This is a genomic window from Pandoraea vervacti (genome assembly GCF_000934605.2).
Lineage (GTDB): Bacteria > Pseudomonadota > Gammaproteobacteria > Burkholderiales > Burkholderiaceae > Pandoraea > Pandoraea vervacti.
This window is the reverse complement of record NZ_CP010897.2, coordinates 1,218,150-1,241,096: the sequence shown is the minus strand read 5'-3', so window position 1 is coordinate 1,241,096 and position 22,947 is coordinate 1,218,150. Positions and strand designations below refer to the sequence as shown.

Here is a 22,947-nt window from a genome sequence, read left to right as displayed (position 1 = left end):
CGCGCGACGCCCTTGCGTCGCGCCTCATGCTCGCCACAACCCAGCCAAGGAGGACTCTGACATGTCACATCGAATCGCCATGAACGTCCTGACCTGCGCGTGTATCGCGGCCGCAGGCATGCTGAGCGCCACAGCAGCGAGCGCCGCCGACGCCGCCGCCAAGGACCGTTACGAAGCCGCGCAGAAATCTGCCGAGGCCGACTACAAGGCGGCGTCCGCGCGTTGCGACGACATGAAGGACAACGCGAAGAAAATCTGCGTCGAGGACGCAAAGGGCAAAGAGAAGATTGCCAAGGCCAACGCGGAGGCCGATTATAAGCAGACGCCGAAGGCCCGCTATGACGCCGCCATTGCCAAGGCCGACGCCGACTACCGCGTCGCCAAGCTGCGCTGCGACGACAAGAAGGGCAACGACAAGGATGTCTGCGTGAAGGACGCCGACGCGGCCAAGACGAAGGCCTACGGCGACGCCAAGGTCATGCGCACCAGCCGCGAGTCGTCCAAGGATACGGTGGAAGCCCGCAAGGACGCCAACGCCGACGCCAACAAGGCCGAGTACAAGGCAGCAATGGAACGTTGCGACGCCCTGTCGGGCAGCAGCAAGGACAGTTGCGTGGCAGACGCGAAGGCGCGCTTCCAACAGTAAAAGCGCCACCGATTATCGGTATCCGCAGGGATACCGGTACCGGCTCCGCTAACGACAGGCGTGAGCAAACATCTCGCAAGAGAACGTTTTTAGCAGGGAGGAGAAGGCATCCACTGCGTATACGATTCGATGTACGCGACTCGGTGTACGCCGGATGCCGGCAACGGGCGAGTGCCGCACAAGCGGCATTCGCCCGCTGTTTTTCCACCACACGACGCACGCGTCATGTAAATGAATGTAACAAGTGTCGCGCGCCGTCACGCGTCCTGAGGCGTGAAGCGCCCCGGATCATGTCAACCGAAACCAGCGCAAACCGTTGATTCTTCATAGAATAGAGGCCTGATTTACACGTTTGGCGGCCGCTTTTCTACGCCCGAACGTTCCCCACACCGGCCGCCCGCGCATACTTTGCAACAATTGCGACGGGACCGCGTTTCGGAACTTCAGTAAAGTTAAGCTAAGGAATCTGAGGAATCAGGGTGCCGGCGGGCACCGGGCGAGTCGAACGGCATGGTGCCGTCCGGGCGCCGTCATCAGTACGCTGCCAAGTCCGCAGGAGAAATGTCATGAAAACCAAGTTTGCCGCCCTTGCCATCGCCGGGATCGCGCTCGCCGCGGGTGCGATCGGGACGGCGCAGGCACACGTCTCGGTCGGGATCGGTATTGGCGTACCGCTGATCGCACCGGCACCGGTCTATGCGCCAGCGCCGGTCTACGTGGCGCCGCCTCCCCCGGTCTATGTCGCCCCGCCGCCTGTCTATGTGGCGCCCGCCCCTGCCTATTACGGCCCGCCCCCGGTGTATTACGGCCGTCCGTACGGCGGCTACTACGGCCGCGGATACTGGCGTCACGGCCGCTGGTACGGCTATTGATCGACGGCCGGGTTTCCGGTTCTCGCAAGCGCACGGCAAACGCGCCGCCGACCGAAAGGTTGGCGGCGCGTTTGCGTTGATCGTCCCAGGCGGTGAGGGTGTCGCAACTGGCCAAGCCCACCAACACCGGCTCAGCGTGCCACGCGATAAGCGATGCGGAAGCCGCCCCAGTGACGTCCGTTGACATAAATCGGTGCGGAGGCGTCCTTCATCACCACGAACTCCCCGCCCCCCATATCCCGGCGATACGTTTGGAGCAACAGCGGCTTGGTATTGCGCCCGGCCGCCGCGCCGGTACGGTCGTTGAAGAGTCGCCGGTTGCGGCAGTGCGCGGCGTTCCAGACCGGGTCGTTGGTGGGCGCTTGGGAGAACTTTCGGTTGTGCGTGGGCAAGTAGCCGTTTTCGTCGACCGCCGCGCAGAAGGTGATGCGCTCGTTCATGTCGAGCAGCGGTTCCTGGATCGCCGGCAACGTCTCGTCGGTGAAGCGCGTGAAGCGCGCCATCAACTGTTGCGGATTCGATCCCGGAATCGGTTCGTAGCGACGATCGAACAATTCCTGTTCACTGATCTTGCCCTTCGCGAGCGCCGCCTCGAAGCTCTCCCCGACCTGCTTGGCCGCGCGGCGCACCGCGCGAATGAATGGCGTGTCCTCGGTTTCGACATCCGCCTCCGCGATCAGGCCGATCAAATGCTCCGACACCGAGAGCAAGCCGTTGATGCGCTCGCGCGCGCTTTCGACATGATCGGCGGAGTGGGTCACGCCGTCGGCCATCTCATCGACGTGGGCGGCGAGCGTGCTGCACTCGTTTTCGATGGCTTCGCTCGCCTGCGCAATCTGCCCGGCCTGACGGTCGAACGTATCGAGCGCGTTGCCTGCCGTCTCGATCACACTCGCAATCGCACGGGTCCCTTCACGTGCGTCGTTGGCACGCGCGACGTTGGCATTGCTCTCGCGCATGAGGCGCTCGGTGCGCTCGCTCAGCGCGGCGAGCGTGTGCTCGATCTGCTGCGTGGCTTCCGCCGTCTTGCTCGCGAGAAGCTTCACCTCGGTCGCCACGACCGCGAAGCTGCGCCCGGCGACACCCGCACGCGCAGCCTCGATGGCGGCATTGAGCGCAAGTAGATTGGTCTGCCGGGCGATGACGGAAATCCCTTCGGCCACTTTGCCCACGTGATCGAGCGCTTCGCGCAATCCCGAGATCTCGTCGGCCATGCCGGAGACCCCTTCGACCAGCCCGTGAATGGACGCCAGCGACGCGTCTGCGGTGCTGCGCGAGGCCGCGATTTCCGCGCTCGCGCGATCGGCCACATCGCGGGCGTCGCGCGCGGCGCTCGCAATGCGTTGATTACCCTCGCTGGTGTCGGTAGCGGCGCGTCGAAGCTCCTGGAATACCTCGGCCTGACGCTTGATCCGAACCGCGATTTCGTCGACGTTACCTGCGATATCGCACAACTCCACGCCGAGGGTGCCTGCACTGTTGGCCACCTCGCTCATGATGTTGGTCTGCGCGGCTCCCCTTGAGCGCGTGAATAGCCCCATCGTCAGTCTCCTCGCATCTCTGATCTGCTTGTTATGACGAGGGCGGGACGGTCGCCGGAACTGCCAGATACGTAATGCGCCGGGCAGACGTCTGCGCCACACGTTGGCTGTCTTGAGCCTGTGTCGAAAAGTATAACGGGAGAAAAAACGGCGGACTTGAGGGTTTCCTCGCGTGCCCCATCCCCGCCGGGTCCGCTCTCCGGCCTGCGCCGGCGCTCCCGACCTACTGCGCCACTTTTCGACGTTTGTGCAGCCACACTCGCACGCAAGGCTTACGCCGGACTTACTGCGCGGCGCATGGCGTCGGCAAGCGCAATGACAAGCTCGCCCGCGTCGCGGCGGCGCAGCAATGCGACTTCGCTGTCGGCGCCCGCGTCCTCGAGATCGACCCGGCAGACGTCCGGCCCGGCAAGCGCCGCCAGACTCTGCGGCACGAGCGCCACACCGAACCCGGCGGCGACCAGATTGACGAGCGTCGCTTTGCGCGAGGTGGCCGCAGCGGCCCGTGGAAAGAAGCCGTGCTGCTGGCACAGTTGTGCCACGCGGTAGCTCAACCCGCCCCGCTCGCGGTGCGGCAACGATACGAACGGCACCGAGGCCAGCGCGGCCACGCTCACCGAGCCCTCGCCCGCCAGCGTATGCCCCTTCGGTACGAGCAACAACAGGCGCTCTCGCAAGATCGTCTCGCATACGAGCGTCGGTGCGGGACGCAGCACCGGTAATCGCACCAGCCCCACGTCGATGCGCCCCGCCTCGATGTCGTCCTGTTGCTGCTCGGAGGACAGCGTCGAGACATCGACGCTCACGCCGCGATGCGTTTGCAGATGCACGTACAACGCCGCAGGCCATACCCCGGCGAACGGCACCGAACTCGAGTGCGCAAGCCGCACGGTGCCCTGCTCGCCGCGCGCGACGCTGCGCGTGAGCGCCACGGATCCCTCAAGCTCGGTGAGCACGCGCCGCGCCTCGTCGACGAACGTGCGTCCGGCGGGGGTGAGCGTCACACCCTTGGAAGAGCGTTCGAGCAGCACGGCCTGAAGCTCGCGCTCAAGCTCCGAAATCTGACGGCTCAGTGCCGATTGTGCGACGAACAGCCGCTCGGCCGCCGCGCTGAATCCGCCCGCATCGACCACCTCCAGGAAATAACGCAACTGCCGCAGGGACACCATGACCATGCCGTTTCGAGATCGAACATCGCCACATTCTATATTGGCGCCGCACCGGCACGCGGCCCTATGCTGACGGAAACCCCGCGTGCCGAAATCGCGAATCGCCTGCCCATCATCATGTTCTCGACGTTACCCAAATCCCCCCTCGCCGCTGCAGGTATCGCTGCGGTTGTCGCTGTGGTTGTCTCTGTCTCCGACGCCTCTGTCTCCGACGCCTTTGTCACCGCCCTGCCCCCGCCGGGCCACTGGCTGCTCATGAGCGCTGCGCTCGTCGTCGCCTACGTGATTTTCGGCATTGCAGGCTTCGGCACGGCGCTCGTCGCCAGTCCGATCCTCGCCTATGCAATGCCGGTCGCGCAGATTGTGCCGATGCTCGCGCTGCTCGATTTCGGCGCGGCATCCGGCAATGTCATGCGCAATGCCCGTGCGGCCGATATGGGGGAACTAAAGCGGCGGCTGCCCGCCATTCTCGCGGGCAGTCTGGCCGGCGGCGCACTGTTGTTGCACCTGCAACCGGACGTGCTGCTGCGCTCGCTCGCCTGGTTCGTCTGCGGCTATGCCTTGTTTTCGTTGATCGGACCGCGCGCGACGTCGCGTCTTTCGCAAGCGTGGGCGGTACCGTTCGGGGTTCTGGGCGGCATGTTCGGCGCGATGTTCGGCAGCGGCGGTTTCGTCTTCGCCATCTATCTCACCAGCCGCCTGGAGCGTGTCGAAGCCATGCGCGTCACGCAGGCAACGCTGATCGGATTCAGCACGCTGGCGCGCGCCGCGTTGTTCCTGTTCGCGGGGGTCTACGCCAATGCTTCGATGCTCGTCACCGCCTTGTCGCTCGTGCCTGCGATGATCGTCGGCATGTGGCTCGGCAGGCACATCACATTGCGCCTCTCGCGTGCGCAGTTCGTCAAAGCGGTGAACCTCGTCGTACTGGCGGCCGGTGTGGCGTTGCTCATCCGCAGCCACTGAACGTTTGGCGCCAAACGCCGGGAAATTGAGAAGGAAATTAGGAAGAAAAGGGAGAGAAAAATAGAGAGAAAGCGCGGGAAAATCGGGGAAGGAGGTATGCTGACGGCCTTCGTTTCCCGGTCATTTCGCCATGCCATCGACGTCATCCGCGGCATCCCCGACATCCTCGACAGCCCCCACGCCCTCTGCATTGCCCGCCCTGCTTGTCTTCGGCGAAGCGCTGACCGATCTGATACGTGTACCGGACGACGCCGCTGGCCCGGAGCATGCCAGTCGCCATTGGGTGGGCCGCGCGGGCGGGGCGTGCTGGAACGTCGCCCGCGTGAGCGCGGCAATGGGCGTACCGACCGGATATGGCGGCGCCATCAGCACCCACGCCCCGTTCGGTACCGAACTACTCGCCCGCTCGCGTGAGGCGGGCCTTGACGAGCGCTACCTGCAAGCCGTTGATGCACCGCCGCTCGTCGCCGTCGTGCATCGTTCTCACCCACCGGCCTACTTCTTCCTCGGTGCGGGCGCCGCCGATCTGGCGTTCGACCCGGCGGCATTGCCCGCCGGCTGGCAAGACGCAGCGCGTGTCGCTCACTTTGGCTGCATCAGTCTCGTCAGAGAGCCGCTCGCGAGCACGCTGCTAGGCCTGGCAGACCAATTGCACGCCCGCGGCGTACGCATCAGCTTCGATCCCAATCTGCGCAACCTGATGGGGCCCGAGTACGTCGACACGTTTGCCCGCATGGCAAAGCTCGCCACGTGGCTCAAGTTGTCTGTGGACGACCTGCGCGGCCTCTACCCGCAACGCACCGATGCCGATGCGCTCAAGGAGATCCGCCGCATCGCCCCGCAGGCAAGCGTGTTGCTCACGGACGGCGAGCGTGGCATGCAACTGCTCACGCCCGACGGCACGACACTCACGCAACCCGCCTTCAGGGTGGAGGTGGCCGACACCGTCGGCGCGGGAGACGCCGCCATCGGCGGCTGGCTCGCCAGCCTGTCGCGCGAGCCGGACGCATCCACGTCAATGCATTTACGGCGTGCCGCCGCAGCTGCTGCGCTGGCCTGCACCCGCACAGGCGCCTATGCGCCGGCCTGGGAGGCCGTCGAATCACTCATCGCCTCGCCCCCTCAGGCGTAAGCCCAGGCGCACATGCATCGTCTGAGCGCCCCACAAACATCGGAATAATGGCTATGATGACGAACAATCATCACTGCAGCCGATGAATCGAACGATATGACGCCCGATCAATTACTGACTTTCGCCACCGTGGCTGAACTGGGCAACATCAGCCACGCGGCGCAGGCGCTGCATCTGTCGCAGCCCGCCGTCTCGGGACAATTGCGCCTGTTGCAGGAGTCGTTCGGCGAGCCGCTGTACCGTCGCGACGGGCGCGGCATTCGACTGACGGCCGTGGGCGAGCAAGTCGCCGTGTATGCCAACAAGCTGCGTCAGGACTACCGGCAGGCGATGGCGCTGCGCGACAGCCTGCGGGGAATGGAGACCGGCGCGCTGCGCATCGGGGCGAGCACTACGCCGGCGAGCTATTTGCTGCCCTACGTCATCGCGGAATTCCATCAGCGCTATCCGGCTGTGGCGCTGCACATCGTCGACGGCAATACCAGCGAGATCGTGGCGCAACTCGACCGGCTCGACGTGGCGTTCATCGAAGGGGCGGTGCCGCCGGGGCTGGCGCCGGAGATCGCCGTGCGTCCGTGGCGCGACGACGAGATCGTCGCCATCGCCCGCGCCGATCATCCGCTCGCGCAGCAGCCTGAGGGGGCATCGTTACAAGCCATCGCCGGCTATGCGCTGATCATGCGCGAGCCGGGGTCGGGCGTGCGCGCACTGGTAGCGCGTGCATTCTCCGTATCGGGGCTGGAGCCGCGCATCGCGCTCGAACTGGCAGGCGTGGAGAGTATCAAGGAAGCGGTGCGCGCCGGCATGGGCGTGGGTTTCGTCTCGGCGATGTCGATGCGTCACGAAGACGCCGCGCTTGCCACGGTGCGCATCGATCCGCCGCACGGACTCAAGCGCCTGCTCACGGCGCTCGTGCCGCATGCGGACGCCCTGTCCCGGCCCACCGAGCGCTTTCTCGCACAATGCTTCGCCGGGGACGCCGCCGGTCCGGCCGCCATGCGGTGACACGTGACGGCGACCCCATCGTACGCCGCACGGCACTCGTCGCACCGCGAACCGGACCGGCGCGTCAGACCGATCTCCTACGGTCTCATTTGAAATCCCACGCCATCTGTTCCGCCACCGATGTCGACGCCGACGAGCGCACGCACACCTCCAGATAATCGGTGACGGGCGGCGGCGGGGGCGTGCCCTCGGAGAGCAAACGCCGGTTGTCGAATACGTAGTCGAGCGCCGCAAACGCGCCATAGCGACGCAGCGCCTTGGCCATCAGCCGACTGTTGCCATGTCCTATCTGACGCGCCAGCGCCGGTGTCAGACGATCGATCTCCGCTTCGCCGATATGGCGAAAGCGCTCGCCCAGCGGGGCGACGCCGCGCGCTTTGGCCAGCGCCGCCTCGATCTCGCGAATGGTCCTGGCGCTACCCGCCCCGGCCGACACGTGATACAGGTCGTGGCGCAGGTGCGGCAGGAAGGCAAGATCGATCAGCGCATCGGCGCAGTAGTCGACCGGCACCACGTCGAGCCGGTCATCGAGTCCGCAGGTGAATGCGCCCAGCAACTGCACCATCCGGAACATCCAGAAGATGCTGCCGGATGGCTCGCAGCCCAGGCGCGTATGGCCGACCACGATCGACGGGCGGGCGATGACCAGCGGCAAACCGGGCCACTCCCGCCGCAAACGTCGCTCGGCCTCGGCCTTCGACGCCGTATAGGCCACCACCTGATGATCGGACAGCGCAAGTTCGTGCGACTCGTGCACCAGCCCGTGCAGCGAGTCGCCGCATGCCATCGCCGTGCCCACGTGAACGAAACGCTCCAGCACGGGCGAGGCGGCCACCGCACGCGCCAACGCCAGCGTGCCCGTCACGTTGACGGTGTCCAGTTGCGGATGGGCGGAGAAACTCGCAATCGCAGCCGCATGAATCACGTGCGTGACGCGGCGCATGCGCGGGTCGTCGTCGAACGTGAGCGGCTGCGCGAGATCGCCACAGACGATGTTCGCTTCGGTGAGCGCGAGCCGATGCACGGGCGCGACCCGGAAGCGATCCATCGCCGCGCGCACTCGCGCGAGCCCGTCGCTGCTGGTGCGCGCACGCACGAGCAGCAACAATGACGGTCCGAACCCGTCCTTGAGGAGTTGGGCGACGACGGCGCCGCCCACAAAACCGGTACTGCCGGTGACGAGAATTCGCATGGCTTTTGCCTCGCAATGCCAGATGGCACAGCACCACGACGGGCTCAGAACGTGTAGTCGAGCGTCGCGGCGACCTGATAGTTGGTCTTGTTGAAAACGATGGGACTCTTCGACGCGTTGCCGGTGTAGCGCATCACGCCGCCTGCGACCGTCGTGCTCCAGTGCTTGGTGAACTTGTGTGTCCAGTTCGCGGTGAGGCTCACGCCGTACAGACCGCCGCCGGGCGAGTACTGCCCAAAACCCGAGTTCAGGCTCTGGTTGGCCGTCACCCCGAAATACGTCTGCGCGTACTTCCCGCTGGCGAAGTGCGCGGCCGCGCCCACACCCACCGAGTCGGCGGCCGACTTGTAGACGATGCCATCCACCGCAAATCGATAGACGTTGCCGCGATCCCGGTTCGTGAGCGGGATATCGGTCGCCACGCTCACGACCGCGATATCGCCGATGGCATAACCGGCTTGCAGCGTCGTGAACAGCGAGCCCTTGATATCCCCCATGCCACGCAGCTTTTTCGAGCCGGAATCGAGGCCCTTGGGGTCTTCCTTGCGACCGTCGTCGTAGGAGAGTGCAGCGGACAGGAAGAATCCGGCCGGCAGCGTCAGGCGATAGCCGATACCCCCTAGCCCGACGAACACGCCGAACGGCGTTTGCAGCGCGAGGTTCAGCGCGGGTGTCGCGCGGTACTCGTCGCTGCCCATGTAGCGCGGCGAGTAGCCGACGCCGCCGCCAATGGTGAATTCGTAACCGCTTTCCGACGCGTTCGTCGGCAAGCTCTGGTCCTGCTGAATGCCGCTGTAGCGTGCAGGCTCGACAGCACCGGCAGGCGACGCGACGCCGGCCAACAGCAGTCCCGCCGCACCGGCTGCCGCAAGGCGGTGCAAATGGCCAGGCGTGCGAAGGCCTCGTTGAGCGCGAAGGCGACGGATGGGGCTGGCGAGACGGCGTTTCATGGCACTCCTACGAAATCCATTAAATGACGATGATTGGGACATCGCGATCGACGCACGGATCGCGATGTGATCGCATAGTAGGCAAGACGGCGACGGCTGGCTGTTATCCGATTTAGGAGAGTTGTGAACAAATGTTTTCATTTGTTCGCAGGTTTGAAACGCCCGCCCGGCGGGCCTTCAGGGCAGTAAAATGCGCGTCACGGGAGTGCCGCCGGATGGCGCGGCACAGCACAACACGAAAAGGAACAACGGCCATGTACCGTGTCTTGCTGGTCGAGGACGATGCGCGTCTGGCCGCGCTCGTCACCGAATATCTGCACGCTTACCGCTTCGAAGTGATGGTGGTGAGCGACGGTTCGCGCGCCCTGGAGCGCTTTCGCGGCTTCTGCCCGGACATCGTGGTCCTCGATCTGATGCTGCCGGGCATGGACGGCATGGAAATCTGCCGCCAGTTGCGCGCGGTGAGCGCCACGCCGATTCTCATCCTCACGGCGCGCGAGGACACTTACGATCAGGTGGCAGGACTGGAAGTTGGCGCGGACGATTACGTCGTGAAGCCGGTCGAGCCGCGTTTGCTGCTGGCCCGCCTGCGGGCGCTGTTGCGGCGCGCCGCCCCCGTGGCCGACGTGGAAGTCGAGAGCGACGACGGGCTGGCGTTCGGCCAGTTGCGCATCGTGCCGCGCGATCGCATGGTGTTTTGGCGCGGCGCGGCCGTCGAGCTCAAGTCCAACGAATTCAGCCTGCTGTTGATTCTGGCGCGCGGCGCGGGGCGGGTCGTGACACGCGACGAGATTCTTCAGCAGTTGCGCGGCATCGAGTTCGACGGCATCGACCGCACGGTGGACGTGGGCATCTACCGGTTGCGCAAGCGCTTCGAAGACACGGACGGCGAGCCGCAGCGCATCAAGACCGTTTGGGGCCGGGGATATCTGTTCAGTCCGTCGGCCTGGGAGAATTAACGCATGTTTCGCGTGCTTTTGAAGCTGTATGCGCTGGTCGGCGTTTCCGTCGTCGCATCGATTCTGATCATCACCTACACGTTCGGCCATCTGTTTTTCGACACGATGAACCGGTCGGCCCAGATGCAACTGGCCGGCTATGCGTGGCTCATCAATGAAAAACTCTCCACCCTGCCCGAATCGGAATGGCCCAAGTTCGTCGCGGAGTTTGCAGCGAAGACGCCGGACAAGATTGAAATGCGCCCGCTCAAGGACTTTCCGGTCGTGCGCGAGTACCTGCGCCAGGAACTCGAGGCCGGTCTGCCAATCGCGAACGGCACCGATGGCGAGCACTACGCCATGCGCCTGCGCGATTCGCAGTGGGTGCTGACGTCCGAGAACGGCACCGATCTGAGCATGAAGCAGATCAACTACCTCGCGTACTCGGTGGTCGCGTTGCTCATGCTGATCGCGGTGCTCACGTGGGTACGCTGGTACTGGTCCGACCTGAAGTCGCTCAACCGTGCGGCGATCCGCTTCGGCGAAGGCGATTTCAGTTCGCGAGCGAAGGTGTCGCGCTTCTCGAACCTGACGGCGCTCGCGCGCGTATTCAACACGATGGCCGACCGGATCGAGCGTTCCATCAAGGCACAAAAAGACATGATCAATGCGGTGTCGCACGAACTGCGAACGCCGATTGCGCGGCTGGATTTCGGGCTTGAGATCTTGCAGCAACGGCGTGAAGCCGCCGATGCAGACGACCGGATCAACGCCCTGAAGGGCGATATTCGCGAGTTGGACGAACTGGTCACCGAGTTGCTGTCGCTGGCACGTCTTGACCAGATCGCGGCGCCGCCGACGCGTCAGGCGGTGTCGCTGCGTCTGATGTTCGATAGCCTGGCGGCGAACTGCACGGAGGTTCTCGCCACCCGCTCGATCGCGCTCGACATCTCGGCGGAGCCGGGGGCCGATCGCATCGAAGTGGAACCGAAACTGCTCGCTCGCGCGGTGCAGAACCTGTTGAACAATGCGATGCGGCATACGACCCGGCGCATCGTGTGCGGCGCGAAGGTTGGCGAAAACGGTGAGATCACGATTTACGTGGACGACGACGGAGAAGGCGTGCCGGCACCGGAGCGCGCCCGCATTTTCGAGCCGTTCCACCGGCTCGACAGCAGCCGCAATCGCGCGACGGGCGGCTTCGGGCTGGGGCTGGCCATCGTTCGCCGCATCGCGCTGCTCCATGGCGGGCGCGTCGGCGTCGAGACGTCACCGCTGGGCGGCGCGAGATTCACGATAACGTTGCCGGCCGTCGCATCGAGCTAAGGTCACCCCGGCGCTTCACTCAAGGCTTGCGGCCGACACCCCCGTGTCGGCCGTTTTCCTTTGCAAGGTCGCTTTCGAACAGCTTTCGGACAGCTTTCGGATAGCGACACATTGTCATGTTCGCGACATGTTGGCCGCTTACATTGGCGGCTCAATTGAATCCCAAAGAGGACCTTGTCATGAAACCCAACCTCCGCATCGCGGCGGCCGGGTGCTGTCTGGCGTTCGCCAGCAGCCTGCCCACGCCCGCTCTGGCCCAGTCAAACGTTCAGCTCTACGGGCTGATCGACTCGGGCGTCGAATTCCTCACCAATGCCGACAAGAACGCCGCCGGCAATACCGTCAACCTCACGCGCTTCACCTCGGGCAACCTCGCCGGTTCGCGCTGGGGCATCAAGGGTAGCGAAGACCTCGGCGGCGGCAACAAGGCCTTCTTCCTGCTCGAAAACGGCTTCAACCTCGGTAACGGTCAATCGCTTCAGGGCGGCCGGGAGTTCGGTCGGCTGGCCTACGTCGGCCTGTCGAACCAGTCCGTCGGGGCCTTCACCATCGGTCGTCAGGGGGGCGTGTTCCTTGACTGGGTCAGCAAGTTCAACCCGCTCAACAACGCCGTCTACGCCATCAAGATGCAGGACACGGCGTTCTCCGATCGTCTGGACAACAGCTTCCGTTACACCGCCAGACTGGGCGATTTCGAAGGCATGGTGCAGTACTCGAAAGGGTATGACGACGTGAGCTTCGGCGCGGCCAGCACCACACCGGGCGACAACCGCCGTGCGCAGGTCGTCGACGCGGGTATCCGCTACGCCAACGGTCCGCTGTCGTTCGTCATCGCGTACGACCAGAAGAACGGTGGCTCGACGCTGCCGAACGCCGCCATGACCTCGAAGGTCGGCGGCTACGAAGGCAACATGGACCGCCGCATCGCCGCCGCAGTGCAGTACTCGCTGTCAAGCGTCGATCTGTATGTTGGTTATCGCTATCTCAACGCCAAGGCCATCCACTTGTCGGCGCTCAACAAGACACCGGTGGAGGCGTCGAGCTACTACTGGGTCGGCGCCACGTGGCATGCTCTGCCGGCCCTCGATCTGTCGACGACCGCCATGTATCAGGACTTCTACGGCACGAACCGCGATCCGCTGTCGTTCCAGGTCAGCGCCGACTACAACTTCTCCAAGCGTACGGACGTCTACGTCAATCTGGGCTACGTGGTGAACCGCAACGGCTCCGATCTCGGTCTGAACGGTTTCGGCACCAACGTGGTGGCGGGCAAGAACCAGTTCGGCACGATGGCCGGCATCAAGCACACATTCTGATGACGAGCGACACCCGCGCTTTGCAAGGCGGCGCCGCGCCGTCACGCCGGGGCGTGTCCGTGTCGCTGCGCGCGCTGCACCAGACGTTCGGTGCAGCGCGCGTGCTCGACGGCATCGACCTCGATGTGCCGGCCGGCACCACGACCGCCCTGCTTGGGCCCTCCGGCTGTGGCAAAAGCACACTGCTCAAGCTGCTCGCCGGCCTGCTCGCGCCAACGGGCGGCGAAATCCGTTTCGACGACACCGTTGTCGCCAGCGCCACCGAGTGCCACGCCCCCGAGCGGCGCTCGCTCGGCATGGTCTTTCAGGACTACGCGCTGTGGCCGCACATGAGCGTTGCGGCCAACGTGGCCTTCCCGCTGGAAATGCGCGGCGTCAAACGTACCGAGCGCACCGCGCGTGTCGAAGACGCGCTTTCGCTCGTCGGACTTGCCGGACTCGGCGCACGCCGTCCCCAAGCGCTGTCCGGTGGACAGCAGCAACGCGTGGCACTCGCGCGCGCTATCGTCTCGGCGCCGCGCTTGCTGCTGTTCGACGAACCGCTATCCAACCTCGACCGCGATCTGCGCACACGACTGTGCGCCGACATCGGCGCGCTGCTCTGCCGCCTTGGCACCACCGCCGTCTATGTCACGCATGACCGCGACGAAGCTGAAGCGCTGGCCGACCAGATCGTGATCCTCGCCCACGGGCGCGTTGACAAACGTATTACGAGGTAGCCCATAATGCTCCACCGCAAAATTATCGCGACACTCACCATGGCCTTTGCTGCTAGTGTCGGCGCGCAACCTGCGCATGCGCTGACCGTGTATACCGCCGGCCCCGGCAACCTGAGCAAGAAGCTCGCTGCGGGTTTCGAAAAGAAGACCGGCATCAAGGTCGATGTCTTTCAGGCCACGACCGGCAAGGTGATGGCACGTATCGAAGCCGAACAAGCCAATCCGCGTGCTGACGTGCTGATCTCGGCCTCGTGGGACACCGCGCAGGATCTCGAAAAGCGCGGCTGGCTCGCGCCGTTCCAGAGCGCCAATGCCTCGCGCGTTCCGGCACCGTTCAAAACGACGCATTACGTCGCGCAGGGCCTCTCTGCCCTCGGTATCGTCTGGAACGCGCGCTCGGGCACGCCCGAACCCCACGACTGGCGCGACCTGACCCGGCCCGCATATCGCAACCTCGTGACGATGCCCGACCCGGCCCTGTCCGGTGCGTCCGCCGATCTGCTGCTCGGCCTGCAGGCGCGTCTGGGCGACGAAGCGTGGAAGCTCTTCGACGACCTGAAGCACAACGGCATGGTCGTCTCCGGGCCGAATGCGCAGGCGCTCAACCCGGTGCTCCAAGGCGCGAAGGCCGCCGTGTTCGGCGCGGTCGACTACGTCGCCTACGCGGCGGCGGCGCAGGGCGAAGCCGTCAAGGTGATCTTTCCGACCAGCGGCACGGTCATCGCACCGCGCCCGATGATGATTCTCAACACGTCGAAGCAGCAGAACGAGGCGCGTCAGTTCATCGATTACGTGCTCTCCGAAGAGGGTCAGCAGTTGGTCGCACAAGCGTGGCTGATTCCGGCGCGTGAAGACATCGCCATCAAGCGCGCGTCGTTCAAGGACCTGCGTCTGCTGCCGCAAGGCGACGCCCAGTCCTCAGGCGCTTCACGCGCCGAAGTGCTCGCACGGTTTTCCCGGCTCAACGCTGCGCAATCACGGTGAATTCGCTCCGAGGACTCTCCACGGCGAGCGTCGCAGCGCTCGCCGTCGTGGTGGCGCTGCCGGTCGCGTTCGTGCTGTTGCAAGCCGTGTTCCCGCATCTCGCGCAGGGGTCGTTCGCCGAGCCCTTCGCCGCAGTGTGGCCGACGCTGTCGCATGACGACACGCTACCGCTCGTCACGAACACGCTGGGTCTGGGGCTGGCGGTGGCGTTCGGCACCGCGCTGGTAGGCGGTGCGCTCGGTGCGATCCGCGGCCTGTTTCACGTGCCGGGCGCACGGCTCTGGGATCTGTGCTTCCTGCTGCCGTTTCTCGTGCCGCCCTACCTCGCGGCGCTGGGTTGGATGCTGTTGCTGCAAACCGGCGGCTACGCCCAGCAGCTCACCGGAATGGACGCCGGCGCGTTTCTGTTTTCGTTGCCGGGCCTCGTCTTCGTGATGACGCTCAACATCTTCCCCGTCGTCTACTTCGCGGTGTCGCGTGCGCTGGCGACGACCGGCTCGCGGCTCGCAGACGTCGCCCGTATTCACGGGGCCTCGGCATGGCGTGCATTCGCCCGTGTGACGCTGCCGCTTGCGCTGCCCGCGTTTGCAGCGAGTCTGCTGCTGGCCTTCACGATGGCGATCGAAGAGTTCGGCGCGCCTGCCGCACTCGGCGCACGCGCCGGTTTTACCGTCCTCGTGACCGCGATTGAAGGCCGCTTCGCCGATTGGCCGATCGATCTGCCCGGCGCGTCGATACTGTCCGTGGTGCTGGCCGTGCTTGCCCTGCTCGCCTTCGTGTTGCAGCACAGACTCGCGGCGGGCAAGGATTTCGAGACGCAGACGGGCAAGCCCGTCGCTTCGCCGCCGCGTACCCTCGGACCATGGAAAGCGCCCGTCATCGTCGGCTTCGCGGGCGTGGCGCTACTGGCAACGGTCGCGCCCCTATTCTCGATTCTCGCCACGGCATTGTCGGGCACGCTCTCGGGCGGCCTGTCGCTCGCGAACCTGACGACGGCGCATTTCACTGCGTTGCTGGGTCAGGGGGCGGAAGGACTCGAAGCGTTGGTGACGAGCCTGTCGCTGGCGCTGGGCACGTCGCTCGTGACCGGCGTGCTGGGATTTCTGTGCGCGTGGTGCGTCGTGAAGTCCACGATGCGCGCCCGTGTGCTGATCGACGGGCTGTCGCTGCTGCCGCACGCCTTGCCCGGCATTGTCGTCGGCGTGGGGTTGATCCTGGCGTGGAACCTGCCGTTCTGGCCGGTAACGCCCTACAACACGTGGGGCATCCTGCTGCTCTCGTACAGCTGCCTGCTGCTACCGTATCCGGTGCGCTACACGAGCGCGGCATTGCGTCAGATGGCGACATCGCTCGAAGCTGCTGCGCGTGTGCATGGCGCGCCAACGGGCGTGGTGCTTCGACGCATCACGTTACCGCTGGTCATGCCGGCACTCGGCGCGTCGCTGATGATCGTGTTCGCCATCGCCTCACGCGAACTGGTCACGTCGCTGCTGCTCGCGCCGAGCGGTGTGCAGACCGTTTCGATCTTCGTGTGGCGTCAGTTCGAACAGGGGTCCATCGGTCAGGGCATGGCGATGGGCGTAGTGTCGATGGCGGTGAGCGGCACGTTGCTCCTGCTCGCATCGCGCCTGGGCGGCAGGCGCGAGAGCGCTGCCTGAAAGAAAACGGGGCGCCAGCGTCCAACGGTTGGCGCGCCCTCCTTCCCCTCCTTCCCTCCGCCCCTCCGCCCCTCCTTCCCGCCTCCACCGCCCCTGCCTCGCGACACCCGCGCGCACACCTGTCCATTAGTTGTACAGGTGTCAGCGCCCTGTACGGGCGTTGGCGCGTGAAAAATCCCCGCCATCATCGAGATTCTTGTGTCTCGAGACGCTGGCATCGAACTTGCTGATCCCTGTGAGCGACGATGCGAAAGTCGCGCCGCATTCCCCCTCGCACAGGTTGATTTTCATTTCGCCATCACAAGGATGCCTATCGTGGACAAGATCGAACATCTCGAACGTCAGATCAAGGAACATCACGCGACGCTTGCACATCATCCCGTTTTCCACTCCATCGAATCGATGCAGGGCTTGCAGACATTCATGGAATGGCATGTCTTCGCGGTCTGGGATTTCATGTCGCTGGTCAAGCGGCTTCAGGCCGACCTCACCACGATCACATTGCCGTGGATCGCGCCGCGCAACATTCACGCGGCCCGCCTCATCAACGAGATCGTGCTCGGCGAGGAATGCGACGAGACGCCGCAAGGTCCGATGAGCCACTTCGATCTGTATCTTGCCGCGATGCGCGATGTGGGCGCCGACACGCGTCAGATCGAAAAGCTCATCGACCTGCTGGTCGCCGGCCACAGCGTGAGTGCGGCGCTTGCCGCCGTCGAAGCCCCAGCCCCCGTGCTTCGCTTCGTCAATTCCACGTTCGCGACCTGCTACGAAGGCAAGACGCACCAGGTGCTCGGCAACTTCTTCTATGGCCGGGAGAACGTCATCCCCGACATGTTCCGCACGCTGCTCGACGGCTGGCAGATCGATCCGAAGAGCGTGCCGCTGCTCACGTTCTATCTCGAACGTCACATCGAAGTCGACTCCGGCGAACACGGCCCGGCGGCGCGCGCCATGATCGTCGAAGCCGCACACAACGACGAACGCCTGCTCGTCGAAGCGCTGGAAGCCGGGCTGCGCGCCATCGACGAACGCCTGCGTCTGTGGGACGGGCTGCATGAGCACATCGTGGCCACGCAAAAGGAAGCGGTCGCCGCCTGACGCGCACGCGTCGCGCGGGGCGCCGCAACCCGCCAGAGCGGGACGTCACGGCTCAAGCGATGCGCCAGACATCGCCTGCCGGACACCCCGCCGCGCCCCTTTTCGTGTGCCGACCGACACCGGTCGAATGCGCTTCGCCGCCCCCCCATCTTCCGAGGCAACGCCATGTCATTGCAGAGTTACGTCAGTCATGCTGACCAATGGGAACAACGCGCCACGATCCGCTCGCGCCCGCGCCGTATCGTCGAAGACGACGATCTGAACTACTACCCCGTGGAGCGACAACCGTTGTACGCCCATCCCGCGGTGATCGACGCGGGTCGCGAGGTGCAGGACTACATCCTGCTCCAGAGCTTTTACAAGTACATCAACGACGTCATCATCTTCGAGACGGAAATCGTCAACCGCACGGCGCTGGCCATCGCCAAGTCGCGCTTTCCTTTCGAGTTTCCGTTCGCGTGCCGCAGCGACGCCATGTCGGTCGTCATCGACGAGAATTACCACGCGTACGTGGCCATGGACTATCTCGACCAGGTCGAGCGCAGCACCGGCATCGGCCCCATCGAACAGAACCGGGAAATCGAGCTCTCGCGCGCGATTCCGCGCGCGATGGAATACGTGCCGCCGCAATATGCCGCCGGCATGGAGCTGCTGGGCGTCGCCATCTCGGAGAACACCGTGACAGCCGAGGTCGCCGCGTTCTCGCGCGACAACACGCTCAAGCGCTCGGTCAAGGGGGTCATGGCAGACCACCTCGCCGACGAAGGCCGCCACTCGGTCTTCTGGATCAATCTGGTCAAGCTCTACTGGTCTGAAATCGACGAGACGGCGCGCGTGGAACTGGGGCGCGGATTGCCGTTCTTCCTGCGCGAATACCTCACCAACGAGCTTCAGCTCGAGTTCGATCGCCGCCTGATCGGCACGCTCGACCTGCCGGCGGCCACCCGCGAGCAGATCGCAAACGACATGGTCGGCGCCTACCCCATCACGAACCAGCACCCGATGATCGTCAATATTCGCAAATTCCTGAAGATGGCGGGGCTGCTCGATCACGAACCCACTCGCGCGGCTGTCGCGCAGTACCTGTGAGGAACGCGTCATGAGAGCGATTTCCTTCGCCATTGCAGGCGATAACCGTCTCGGGGCACGTCTGTTCGCTGCCCTTCACGACATGGGCCACGATGTCGTTCCACTGACACGCTCGGGCGGACCACTCGCCGAGATGGCGGCCCAACTGGGCGTTGTCGTTCCCGAGGCGGGCGCTGCGCCGGTGTCCGTGGAATGGCGCATCGACTGCGCCGATCGCAACGCGGAGCACGACAGTATTGCGGACGAAATCGCCTGCAACGCCTCGCAGGTGCTGACTTTCCGGGCGCGCTCGCCAGCCTTCCCGCCGCCCGGCGCCACGCTCTCGTGGCAGTGGCCGGGCCCACGCGGCATCGTCGACGTCGCCACCGTCGATTGCACGTTCGACAGCCCGCGTTGCGGCGCCGATCTCGTCGCGCAAATCGATGCCGAAGCCGAAACGATGCTCATCGACATCGTCAGTCAGCTCGGGCGCGACGTCCTCACACCCGAATCGCTCGCCGCACGCCCCATCTCAGCCCTCTCAGCCCTCGCAGCCCATGCTGCGGGCGCGCCGGGCAGCATCGAGCTGGACCTGCATGACCTCTCGGGCTGGCACGCCAGCAACGACACGGCGCGTACGTTTGCGCTGGAGCCGTCGCTGCCGGAAATGGTGTCGCGCCGTGCGCTCGCGACCCCCACGGCCATCGCCTTGCGCGACGCGCACGGCGATGTCGATTACCGAACGTTCGTCGCGGCCTCGATGAAGCTCGCCGACGAACTGGCCGCCTTGCTGCCAAACGTGCTGACCGACGATGGATCGCCCCAGGTGGTTGCGGTGCGACTGCCGAAGTCGCGTCTGCTGTACACGGCCATTCTCGGGGCCATCGGCGCAGGGGCGGCGTATGCACCGCTCGACCCGTCGTTCCCGCCGGAGCGCGTGCGCCAGATCGTGGAGCAGAGTCACGCGGCCTGCCTGATCACCGACGACGATTTCGACGCGAGTGCGCTCGACGGGCTCGATGTCAGGATCATTCGTCTGCGCTCGCTCGATGTGGCGGACATCGCCATCGGTGTGAGCGCGTGGCCGGTGGAGCGCTTTGCCGATCGTGCGAGCCGCTGCGCCATCACGATCTTCACTTCGGGCTCCACAGGGACGCCCAAGGGCGTCATGCTCACGCACCGCAACATCGTGCACTTCTGCCATTGGTATCGTGACTACATCGGCATGGACGCGAGCTCGCGCGCGTTGCAGTTTTGTACGGTGGCGTTCGACGTCTCGCTGCTCGACATCTTCCCGACGTTTCTCGCCGGCGCAGCACTGGTGATCCCGACCGAAGCGCAGCGCCATGCGCTTGACGACCTGAGCGCGCTGATCGAGCGCGAAGCCGTCACTCACGCGTTCCTCCCGCCCGCGCTGCTGGGCGTGATGCCCGACGCGCAATGGCCTGCACTGCGACATCTGCTGACCGGCGGCGACGTGTGTTTTCCGGAGACGATCGCGCGCTGGAGCCAGGGTCGGGCATTCCACAACATCTTCGGGCCAGCCGAATGCACCGTGCTCGTGAGCATCGCGCGTCTGACGGCAGGCGACAGCAACCGGCTGATCGGCCGCCCGATGGCGAACGTGCGCTGCTACGTCCTCACGGAGACCGGCCAACCTGCGCTCACGGGGGAACCGGGCGAATTGTGCGTTGCGGGCGCCGGCGTGGCGGATGGCTACCTGCACCGCCCGGATCTGACCGAGCGCAGTTTCGTCCCGAATCCGTTTGCGCAACGTCAGGGCGAATGGCCACGCGCGCATGACGAAAAACTCTATCGCACGGGCGACATCGTGCAATGGGATGACGAAGGTTGGCTGCACTTCGTCGGGCGGCGCGATGCACAGGTCAAGATTCGCGGGTTCCGCGTCGAACTTGGCGAGATCGAGTCCACCGCGCTGGCCACCGGGTTCTTCGGTCAGTGCGCCTGCGTGGTGGATGAGCGCAAGCGCATTCGCGGTTTCGTTGCCCGGCCATTGACGAACGGTGCGACCGGCGATGCACTGCGCGATCTGCTCGTGGCGCGCTTGCCCGACTACATGGTCCCGTACGAGATCGTGGTGCTCGACGCCCTTCCTGCCACCAACAACGGCAAGATCGACCGGGGCGCCCTTTCGCGCCTTTCGGTCCAGCGTGCCTCGCCTGACGAAGCCAGGGCGTTCGAACCGCTGACCGAGACGGAGACGAACCTGCGGGCGCTGTGGGCACGGTTGCTGGACCTCGAACCGTTCGAGATCGGCAAGGACGACTCGTTCTTCAATCTCGGCGGCCATTCGTTGCTCGTCTCGCGACTGATGCTTGCCGTCAAGAAAGAGTTCGGCGGCAACGCGCCGCTTGCGCGCTTCATGGAGCGGCCAACCATCGCCGCGCTGGCTTCGCTGCTGGCGAACGACGATGTGAACAAAGGCGAGCGAATCCCGCAGCGCGTCTTCGACGACATGGTGCTGCCCGAGGACGTGCGCCCGGTCGACGGCCTGCGTCCGGCGGCAAACGGTGCGCGCGCAGTGCTTCTCACCGGGGCGAACGGCTTTCTTGGCACATTCATCGCCGCCGAGCTGATTGCGCAGACGTCGGCCACCGTGCATTGTCTGGTCCGTGCGGCCACGCAAAAAGAGGGCGAAGCGCGTCTCGCGCAGGCGCTTCAGGCCAACGGGCTGGCAGCGCTTGCCGGTCATCCCCGCCTGAAAGTCGTGCTTGGCGATCTGGCGCAGCCGCGGCTCGGGTTGTCGCCGCAAACATGGCGCGCCCTCGCTCGCGACATCGACGCGATCTACCACAACGGCGCGCATGTCAACCACGTCTACGACTATCCGTACCTCTATGACGCCAATGTCGGCGCGACGCTGGAACTGCTGCGTCTGGCGTGCGAGTTCCGTAACAAGTCGATGCACTTCGTCTCGACGCTATCTGCGGCGAGTGCCGTCGATGCCGACGGACACGTGCTGGAGCAAGGTCCCGCCCGCCATGCGCCCGCCTTCGTGAACAACGGCTACAACGTGACGAAGTGGGTCGCCGAACATCTCGTGTGGGAAGCCGCGGAACGAGGCATCGACGCGACGATCCTGCGACCCGGCAACATCACGGGTGTCGCGGCGACCGGTCTGTGCCAACCGACGCGAAACCGGATCCTGCTCCTGGTCAAGGGATCGCTGCAACTGGGTGCGGCGCCCGCCGGCGACACGGACTTCGATTTCACGCCGGTCGACTTCCTGGCACGTGCCATCGTGCGCTGCACGACCGACCCGCAGCGTGACTTGCGCATTTTCCATCTCCAGAATCCGCAGCCGCTGACGTGGGAAGACTACCTCGGCGCGCTCGCGCAGTGCGGCTACTCGCTCGCGCTCGAAGAGCCCGCCGACTGGCGCAACCGGCTCACGTCGATCGACGAGAGCAACGCGCTGTTCGACGTGGTCGCGTTTTATCTGGACGACAGCCAGGAAGACATCGGCGACATGGCGCGCATCGCGCATCGGCAGACCGCCCATGCGCTGGCGCGTCTCGACCTGCCCTATCCGCGCAAGGATGCCGAACTGCTCGCCCAGCACTTCCGCTATCTCATCGATAGCGGATTCCTGCCCGCGCCAACGGGTGGCGGTACCCCGTGCAACGAGCGCGAGACGGAAGCGGCGATGGATGCGGCGATAGAAGCGGCTTCGGTGGCCTGAGCGCCGAGCGAATCCCGAATCTCCGGCCCCGAATCATGCATTTGCACGACCCTGTAGTTGCGCAGTCATTTTTCCAATGTTGTCCATCGAGGAGTTCATCATGCTGCAAAAAGTCCGCACCGAACTGCAACCCGATACGTTGATCCACAACCTGAATACGACCGTTCACGCCGGGGTCGCCGAGCTCAACGCCTCGGCGCGCGACGTCTGGAACATCGTCGGGCGCTTCGACGGCTACAACCGTTTCGTCACCGGGCTCGAGTACATCCAGATGACCGGCACCGCGACCGGCCCGCGCTCGCTGCGCCACAAGCACTTCACCGGCGGCGATCTCGTCGTCGAGCAACTCAATACGCGCGACGACGACGCAATGACGATGAGCTGGACGCTGATCTACACCACGTTCGACATCGGCAACATGTGGGCGTCGATGGAGGTCGTGCCGCGCGGGGACAAGGCGTGTACCGCCACTTATCGCATCGTGGGCGAAGCGCGCTCGGGCAATCCGAAGGACCAGCCGGCGTTCGACGCGTTCGCCGTCGGTTTTCTGAAAATGGCGATGGACAATCTGCGCAAGATGTTCAACGGCGCCTGAGCACAGCGTCTGCGTCATCGATGACCTCTCGCCCCCGCGTACCGTTGCACACCCAGGCGTGTTGCAGCC

20 protein-coding genes are annotated in these 22,947 nt (G+C 65.0%); 15 read left to right on the top strand and 5 right to left on the bottom strand.

Annotation, left to right across the window (positions count from 1 at the left end; genetic code table 11):
* Nucleotides 1-61: 61 nt before the first annotated feature.
* Both UC34_RS05590 and UC34_RS05585 read left to right on the top strand, forming a co-directional pair.
* A complete protein-coding gene (locus UC34_RS05590) occupies nucleotides 62-646 on the top strand; it encodes a hypothetical protein (protein ID WP_052810907.1) in 585 nt (194 codons plus the stop codon).
* A 566-nt stretch (nucleotides 647-1,212) separates the two neighbouring features.
* Entirely contained in the window at nucleotides 1,213-1,518 is a 306-nt protein-coding gene (locus UC34_RS05585; protein ID WP_084070380.1) for a hypothetical protein, read from the top strand.
* A 131-nt stretch (nucleotides 1,519-1,649) separates the two neighbouring features.
* Here the strand turns inward: UC34_RS05585 and UC34_RS05580 are convergent, their stop codons facing one another.
* Together UC34_RS05580 and UC34_RS05575 are read right to left on the bottom strand one after the other, a co-directional pair.
* Nucleotides 1,650-3,059 carry a methyl-accepting chemotaxis protein gene (locus tag UC34_RS05580; protein WP_044454531.1) on the bottom strand — a complete coding sequence of 470 codons (1,410 nt, stop codon included), beginning with the start codon at nucleotides 3,057-3,059 and terminating at the stop codon, nucleotides 1,650-1,652.
* Between the two features lie 272 nt (nucleotides 3,060-3,331).
* Nucleotides 3,332-4,234, bottom strand: coding sequence for a LysR family transcriptional regulator (locus UC34_RS05575; protein ID WP_237165247.1), 903 nt, complete (start codon nucleotides 4,232-4,234; stop codon nucleotides 3,332-3,334).
* Nucleotides 4,235-4,294: 60 nt separating this feature from the next.
* Here UC34_RS05575 and UC34_RS05570 point away from each other — a divergent pair, with 60 nt between their 5' ends.
* The 3 genes from UC34_RS05570 (at nucleotide 4,295) to UC34_RS05560 (ending at nucleotide 7,328) form a co-directional block, all read left to right on the top strand.
* Complete coding sequence (locus UC34_RS05570; RefSeq protein ID WP_237165246.1) at nucleotides 4,295-5,191, top strand: sulfite exporter TauE/SafE family protein; 897 nt, start codon at nucleotides 4,295-4,297, stop codon at nucleotides 5,189-5,191.
* 190 nt (nucleotides 5,192-5,381) lie between these two features.
* Nucleotides 5,382-6,323: a carbohydrate kinase family protein gene (locus UC34_RS05565; RefSeq protein WP_237165245.1), complete on the top strand. Its 942-nt coding sequence runs from the start codon at nucleotides 5,382-5,384 to the stop codon at nucleotides 6,321-6,323.
* 96 nt (nucleotides 6,324-6,419) lie between these two features.
* A complete protein-coding gene (locus UC34_RS05560) occupies nucleotides 6,420-7,328 on the top strand; it encodes a LysR family transcriptional regulator (RefSeq protein ID WP_044454527.1) in 909 nt (302 codons plus the stop codon).
* Between the two features lie 85 nt (nucleotides 7,329-7,413).
* Here UC34_RS05560 and UC34_RS05555 read toward each other — a convergent pair whose 3' ends face one another.
* Together UC34_RS05555 and UC34_RS05550 are read right to left on the bottom strand one after the other, a co-directional pair.
* The gene (locus UC34_RS05555) at nucleotides 7,414-8,520 is read right to left on the bottom strand and encodes an SDR family oxidoreductase (protein WP_044454525.1); all 1,107 of its coding nucleotides are present in this window, start codon (nucleotides 8,518-8,520) and stop codon (nucleotides 7,414-7,416) included.
* Between the two features lie 44 nt (nucleotides 8,521-8,564).
* Nucleotides 8,565-9,470 (bottom strand): MipA/OmpV family protein, encoded by a 906-nt coding sequence (locus tag UC34_RS05550; protein WP_052810906.1) that lies wholly within the window; start codon nucleotides 9,468-9,470, stop codon nucleotides 8,565-8,567.
* Between the two features lie 254 nt (nucleotides 9,471-9,724).
* Between UC34_RS05550 and UC34_RS05545 the strand changes: the two genes are divergently transcribed.
* From UC34_RS05545 to UC34_RS05520, 6 genes are all read left to right on the top strand, one after another.
* Nucleotides 9,725-10,429 carry a response regulator gene (locus UC34_RS05545; protein ID WP_044454523.1) on the top strand — a complete coding sequence of 235 codons (705 nt, stop codon included), beginning with the start codon at nucleotides 9,725-9,727 and terminating at the stop codon, nucleotides 10,427-10,429.
* A 3-nt stretch (nucleotides 10,430-10,432) separates the two neighbouring features.
* Nucleotides 10,433-11,734 carry an ATP-binding protein gene (locus UC34_RS05540; protein ID WP_044454521.1) on the top strand — a complete coding sequence of 434 codons (1,302 nt, stop codon included), beginning with the start codon at nucleotides 10,433-10,435 and terminating at the stop codon, nucleotides 11,732-11,734.
* A gap of 179 nt (nucleotides 11,735-11,913) precedes the next feature.
* Complete coding sequence (locus UC34_RS05535) at nucleotides 11,914-13,050, top strand: porin (protein ID WP_044454519.1); 1,137 nt, start codon at nucleotides 11,914-11,916, stop codon at nucleotides 13,048-13,050.
* Nucleotides 13,050-13,769 (top strand): ABC transporter ATP-binding protein, encoded by a 720-nt coding sequence (locus UC34_RS05530; protein WP_044454517.1) that lies wholly within the window; start codon nucleotides 13,050-13,052, stop codon nucleotides 13,767-13,769. Before UC34_RS05535 ends, UC34_RS05530 begins: the two co-directional genes overlap by 1 nt.
* Nucleotides 13,770-13,808: 39 nt before the next feature.
* Entirely contained in the window at nucleotides 13,809-14,753 is a 945-nt protein-coding gene (locus tag UC34_RS05525) for an ABC transporter substrate-binding protein (protein WP_237165244.1), read from the top strand.
* The gene (locus tag UC34_RS05520; RefSeq protein WP_044454513.1) at nucleotides 14,750-16,411 is read left to right on the top strand and encodes an ABC transporter permease; all 1,662 of its coding nucleotides are present in this window, start codon (nucleotides 14,750-14,752) and stop codon (nucleotides 16,409-16,411) included. The genes UC34_RS05525 and UC34_RS05520 overlap by 4 nt, the downstream gene beginning before the upstream one ends.
* Nucleotides 16,412-16,552: 141 nt before the next feature.
* On the opposite strand, the gene UC34_RS25330 is transcribed toward UC34_RS05520, so the two are convergent.
* Nucleotides 16,553-16,702: a hypothetical protein gene (locus tag UC34_RS25330; protein ID WP_157123040.1), complete on the bottom strand. Its 150-nt coding sequence runs from the start codon at nucleotides 16,700-16,702 to the stop codon at nucleotides 16,553-16,555.
* A gap of 24 nt (nucleotides 16,703-16,726) precedes the next feature.
* Here UC34_RS25330 and UC34_RS05515 point away from each other — a divergent pair, with 24 nt between their 5' ends.
* From UC34_RS05515 to UC34_RS05500, 4 genes are all read left to right on the top strand, one after another.
* Nucleotides 16,727-17,512, top strand: a complete 786-nt coding sequence (locus UC34_RS05515; RefSeq protein WP_044457785.1) for a DUF3050 domain-containing protein — start codon at nucleotides 16,727-16,729, stop codon at nucleotides 17,510-17,512.
* Between the two features lie 165 nt (nucleotides 17,513-17,677).
* Nucleotides 17,678-18,601, top strand: coding sequence for a diiron oxygenase (locus tag UC34_RS05510; RefSeq protein ID WP_044454511.1), 924 nt, complete (start codon nucleotides 17,678-17,680; stop codon nucleotides 18,599-18,601).
* A 10-nt stretch (nucleotides 18,602-18,611) separates the two neighbouring features.
* Nucleotides 18,612-22,283, top strand: coding sequence for an amino acid adenylation domain-containing protein (locus UC34_RS05505; protein WP_052810905.1), 3,672 nt, complete (start codon nucleotides 18,612-18,614; stop codon nucleotides 22,281-22,283).
* 100 nt (nucleotides 22,284-22,383) lie between these two features.
* A complete protein-coding gene (locus UC34_RS05500; protein ID WP_044457783.1) occupies nucleotides 22,384-22,878 on the top strand; it encodes an SRPBCC family protein in 495 nt (164 codons plus the stop codon).
* The last annotated feature ends 69 nt before the right edge of the window (nucleotides 22,879-22,947 follow it).

Coding starts and splice junctions, on each gene's coding strand:
- UC34_RS05590 (WP_052810907.1), top strand. CDS start 62: ATGTCACATCGAATCGCCATGAACGTCCTGACCTGCGCGTGTATCGCG.
- UC34_RS05585 (WP_084070380.1), top strand. CDS start 1,213: ATGAAAACCAAGTTTGCCGCCCTTGCCATCGCCGGGATCGCGCTCGCC.
- UC34_RS05580 (WP_044454531.1), bottom strand. CDS start 3,059: ATGGGGCTATTCACGCGCTCAAGGGGAGCCGCGCAGACCAACATCATG.
- UC34_RS05575 (WP_237165247.1), bottom strand. CDS start 4,234: ATGGTCATGGTGTCCCTGCGGCAGTTGCGTTATTTCCTGGAGGTGGTC.
- UC34_RS05570 (WP_237165246.1), top strand. CDS start 4,295: ATGCTGACGGAAACCCCGCGTGCCGAAATCGCGAATCGCCTGCCCATC.
- UC34_RS05560 (WP_044454527.1), top strand. CDS start 6,420: ATGACGCCCGATCAATTACTGACTTTCGCCACCGTGGCTGAACTGGGC.
- UC34_RS05555 (WP_044454525.1), bottom strand. CDS start 8,520: ATGCGAATTCTCGTCACCGGCAGTACCGGTTTTGTGGGCGGCGCCGTC.
- UC34_RS05550 (WP_052810906.1), bottom strand. CDS start 9,470: ATGAAACGCCGTCTCGCCAGCCCCATCCGTCGCCTTCGCGCTCAACGA.
- UC34_RS05545 (WP_044454523.1), top strand. CDS start 9,725: ATGTACCGTGTCTTGCTGGTCGAGGACGATGCGCGTCTGGCCGCGCTC.
- UC34_RS05540 (WP_044454521.1), top strand. CDS start 10,433: ATGTTTCGCGTGCTTTTGAAGCTGTATGCGCTGGTCGGCGTTTCCGTC.
- UC34_RS05535 (WP_044454519.1), top strand. CDS start 11,914: ATGAAACCCAACCTCCGCATCGCGGCGGCCGGGTGCTGTCTGGCGTTC.
- UC34_RS05530 (WP_044454517.1), top strand. CDS start 13,050: ATGACGAGCGACACCCGCGCTTTGCAAGGCGGCGCCGCGCCGTCACGC.
- UC34_RS05525 (WP_237165244.1), top strand. CDS start 13,809: ATGGCCTTTGCTGCTAGTGTCGGCGCGCAACCTGCGCATGCGCTGACC.
- UC34_RS25330 (WP_157123040.1), bottom strand. CDS start 16,702: ATGAAAATCAACCTGTGCGAGGGGGAATGCGGCGCGACTTTCGCATCG.
- UC34_RS05510 (WP_044454511.1), top strand. CDS start 17,678: ATGTCATTGCAGAGTTACGTCAGTCATGCTGACCAATGGGAACAACGC.
- UC34_RS05505 (WP_052810905.1), top strand. CDS start 18,612: ATGAGAGCGATTTCCTTCGCCATTGCAGGCGATAACCGTCTCGGGGCA.
- UC34_RS05500 (WP_044457783.1), top strand. CDS start 22,384: ATGCTGCAAAAAGTCCGCACCGAACTGCAACCCGATACGTTGATCCAC.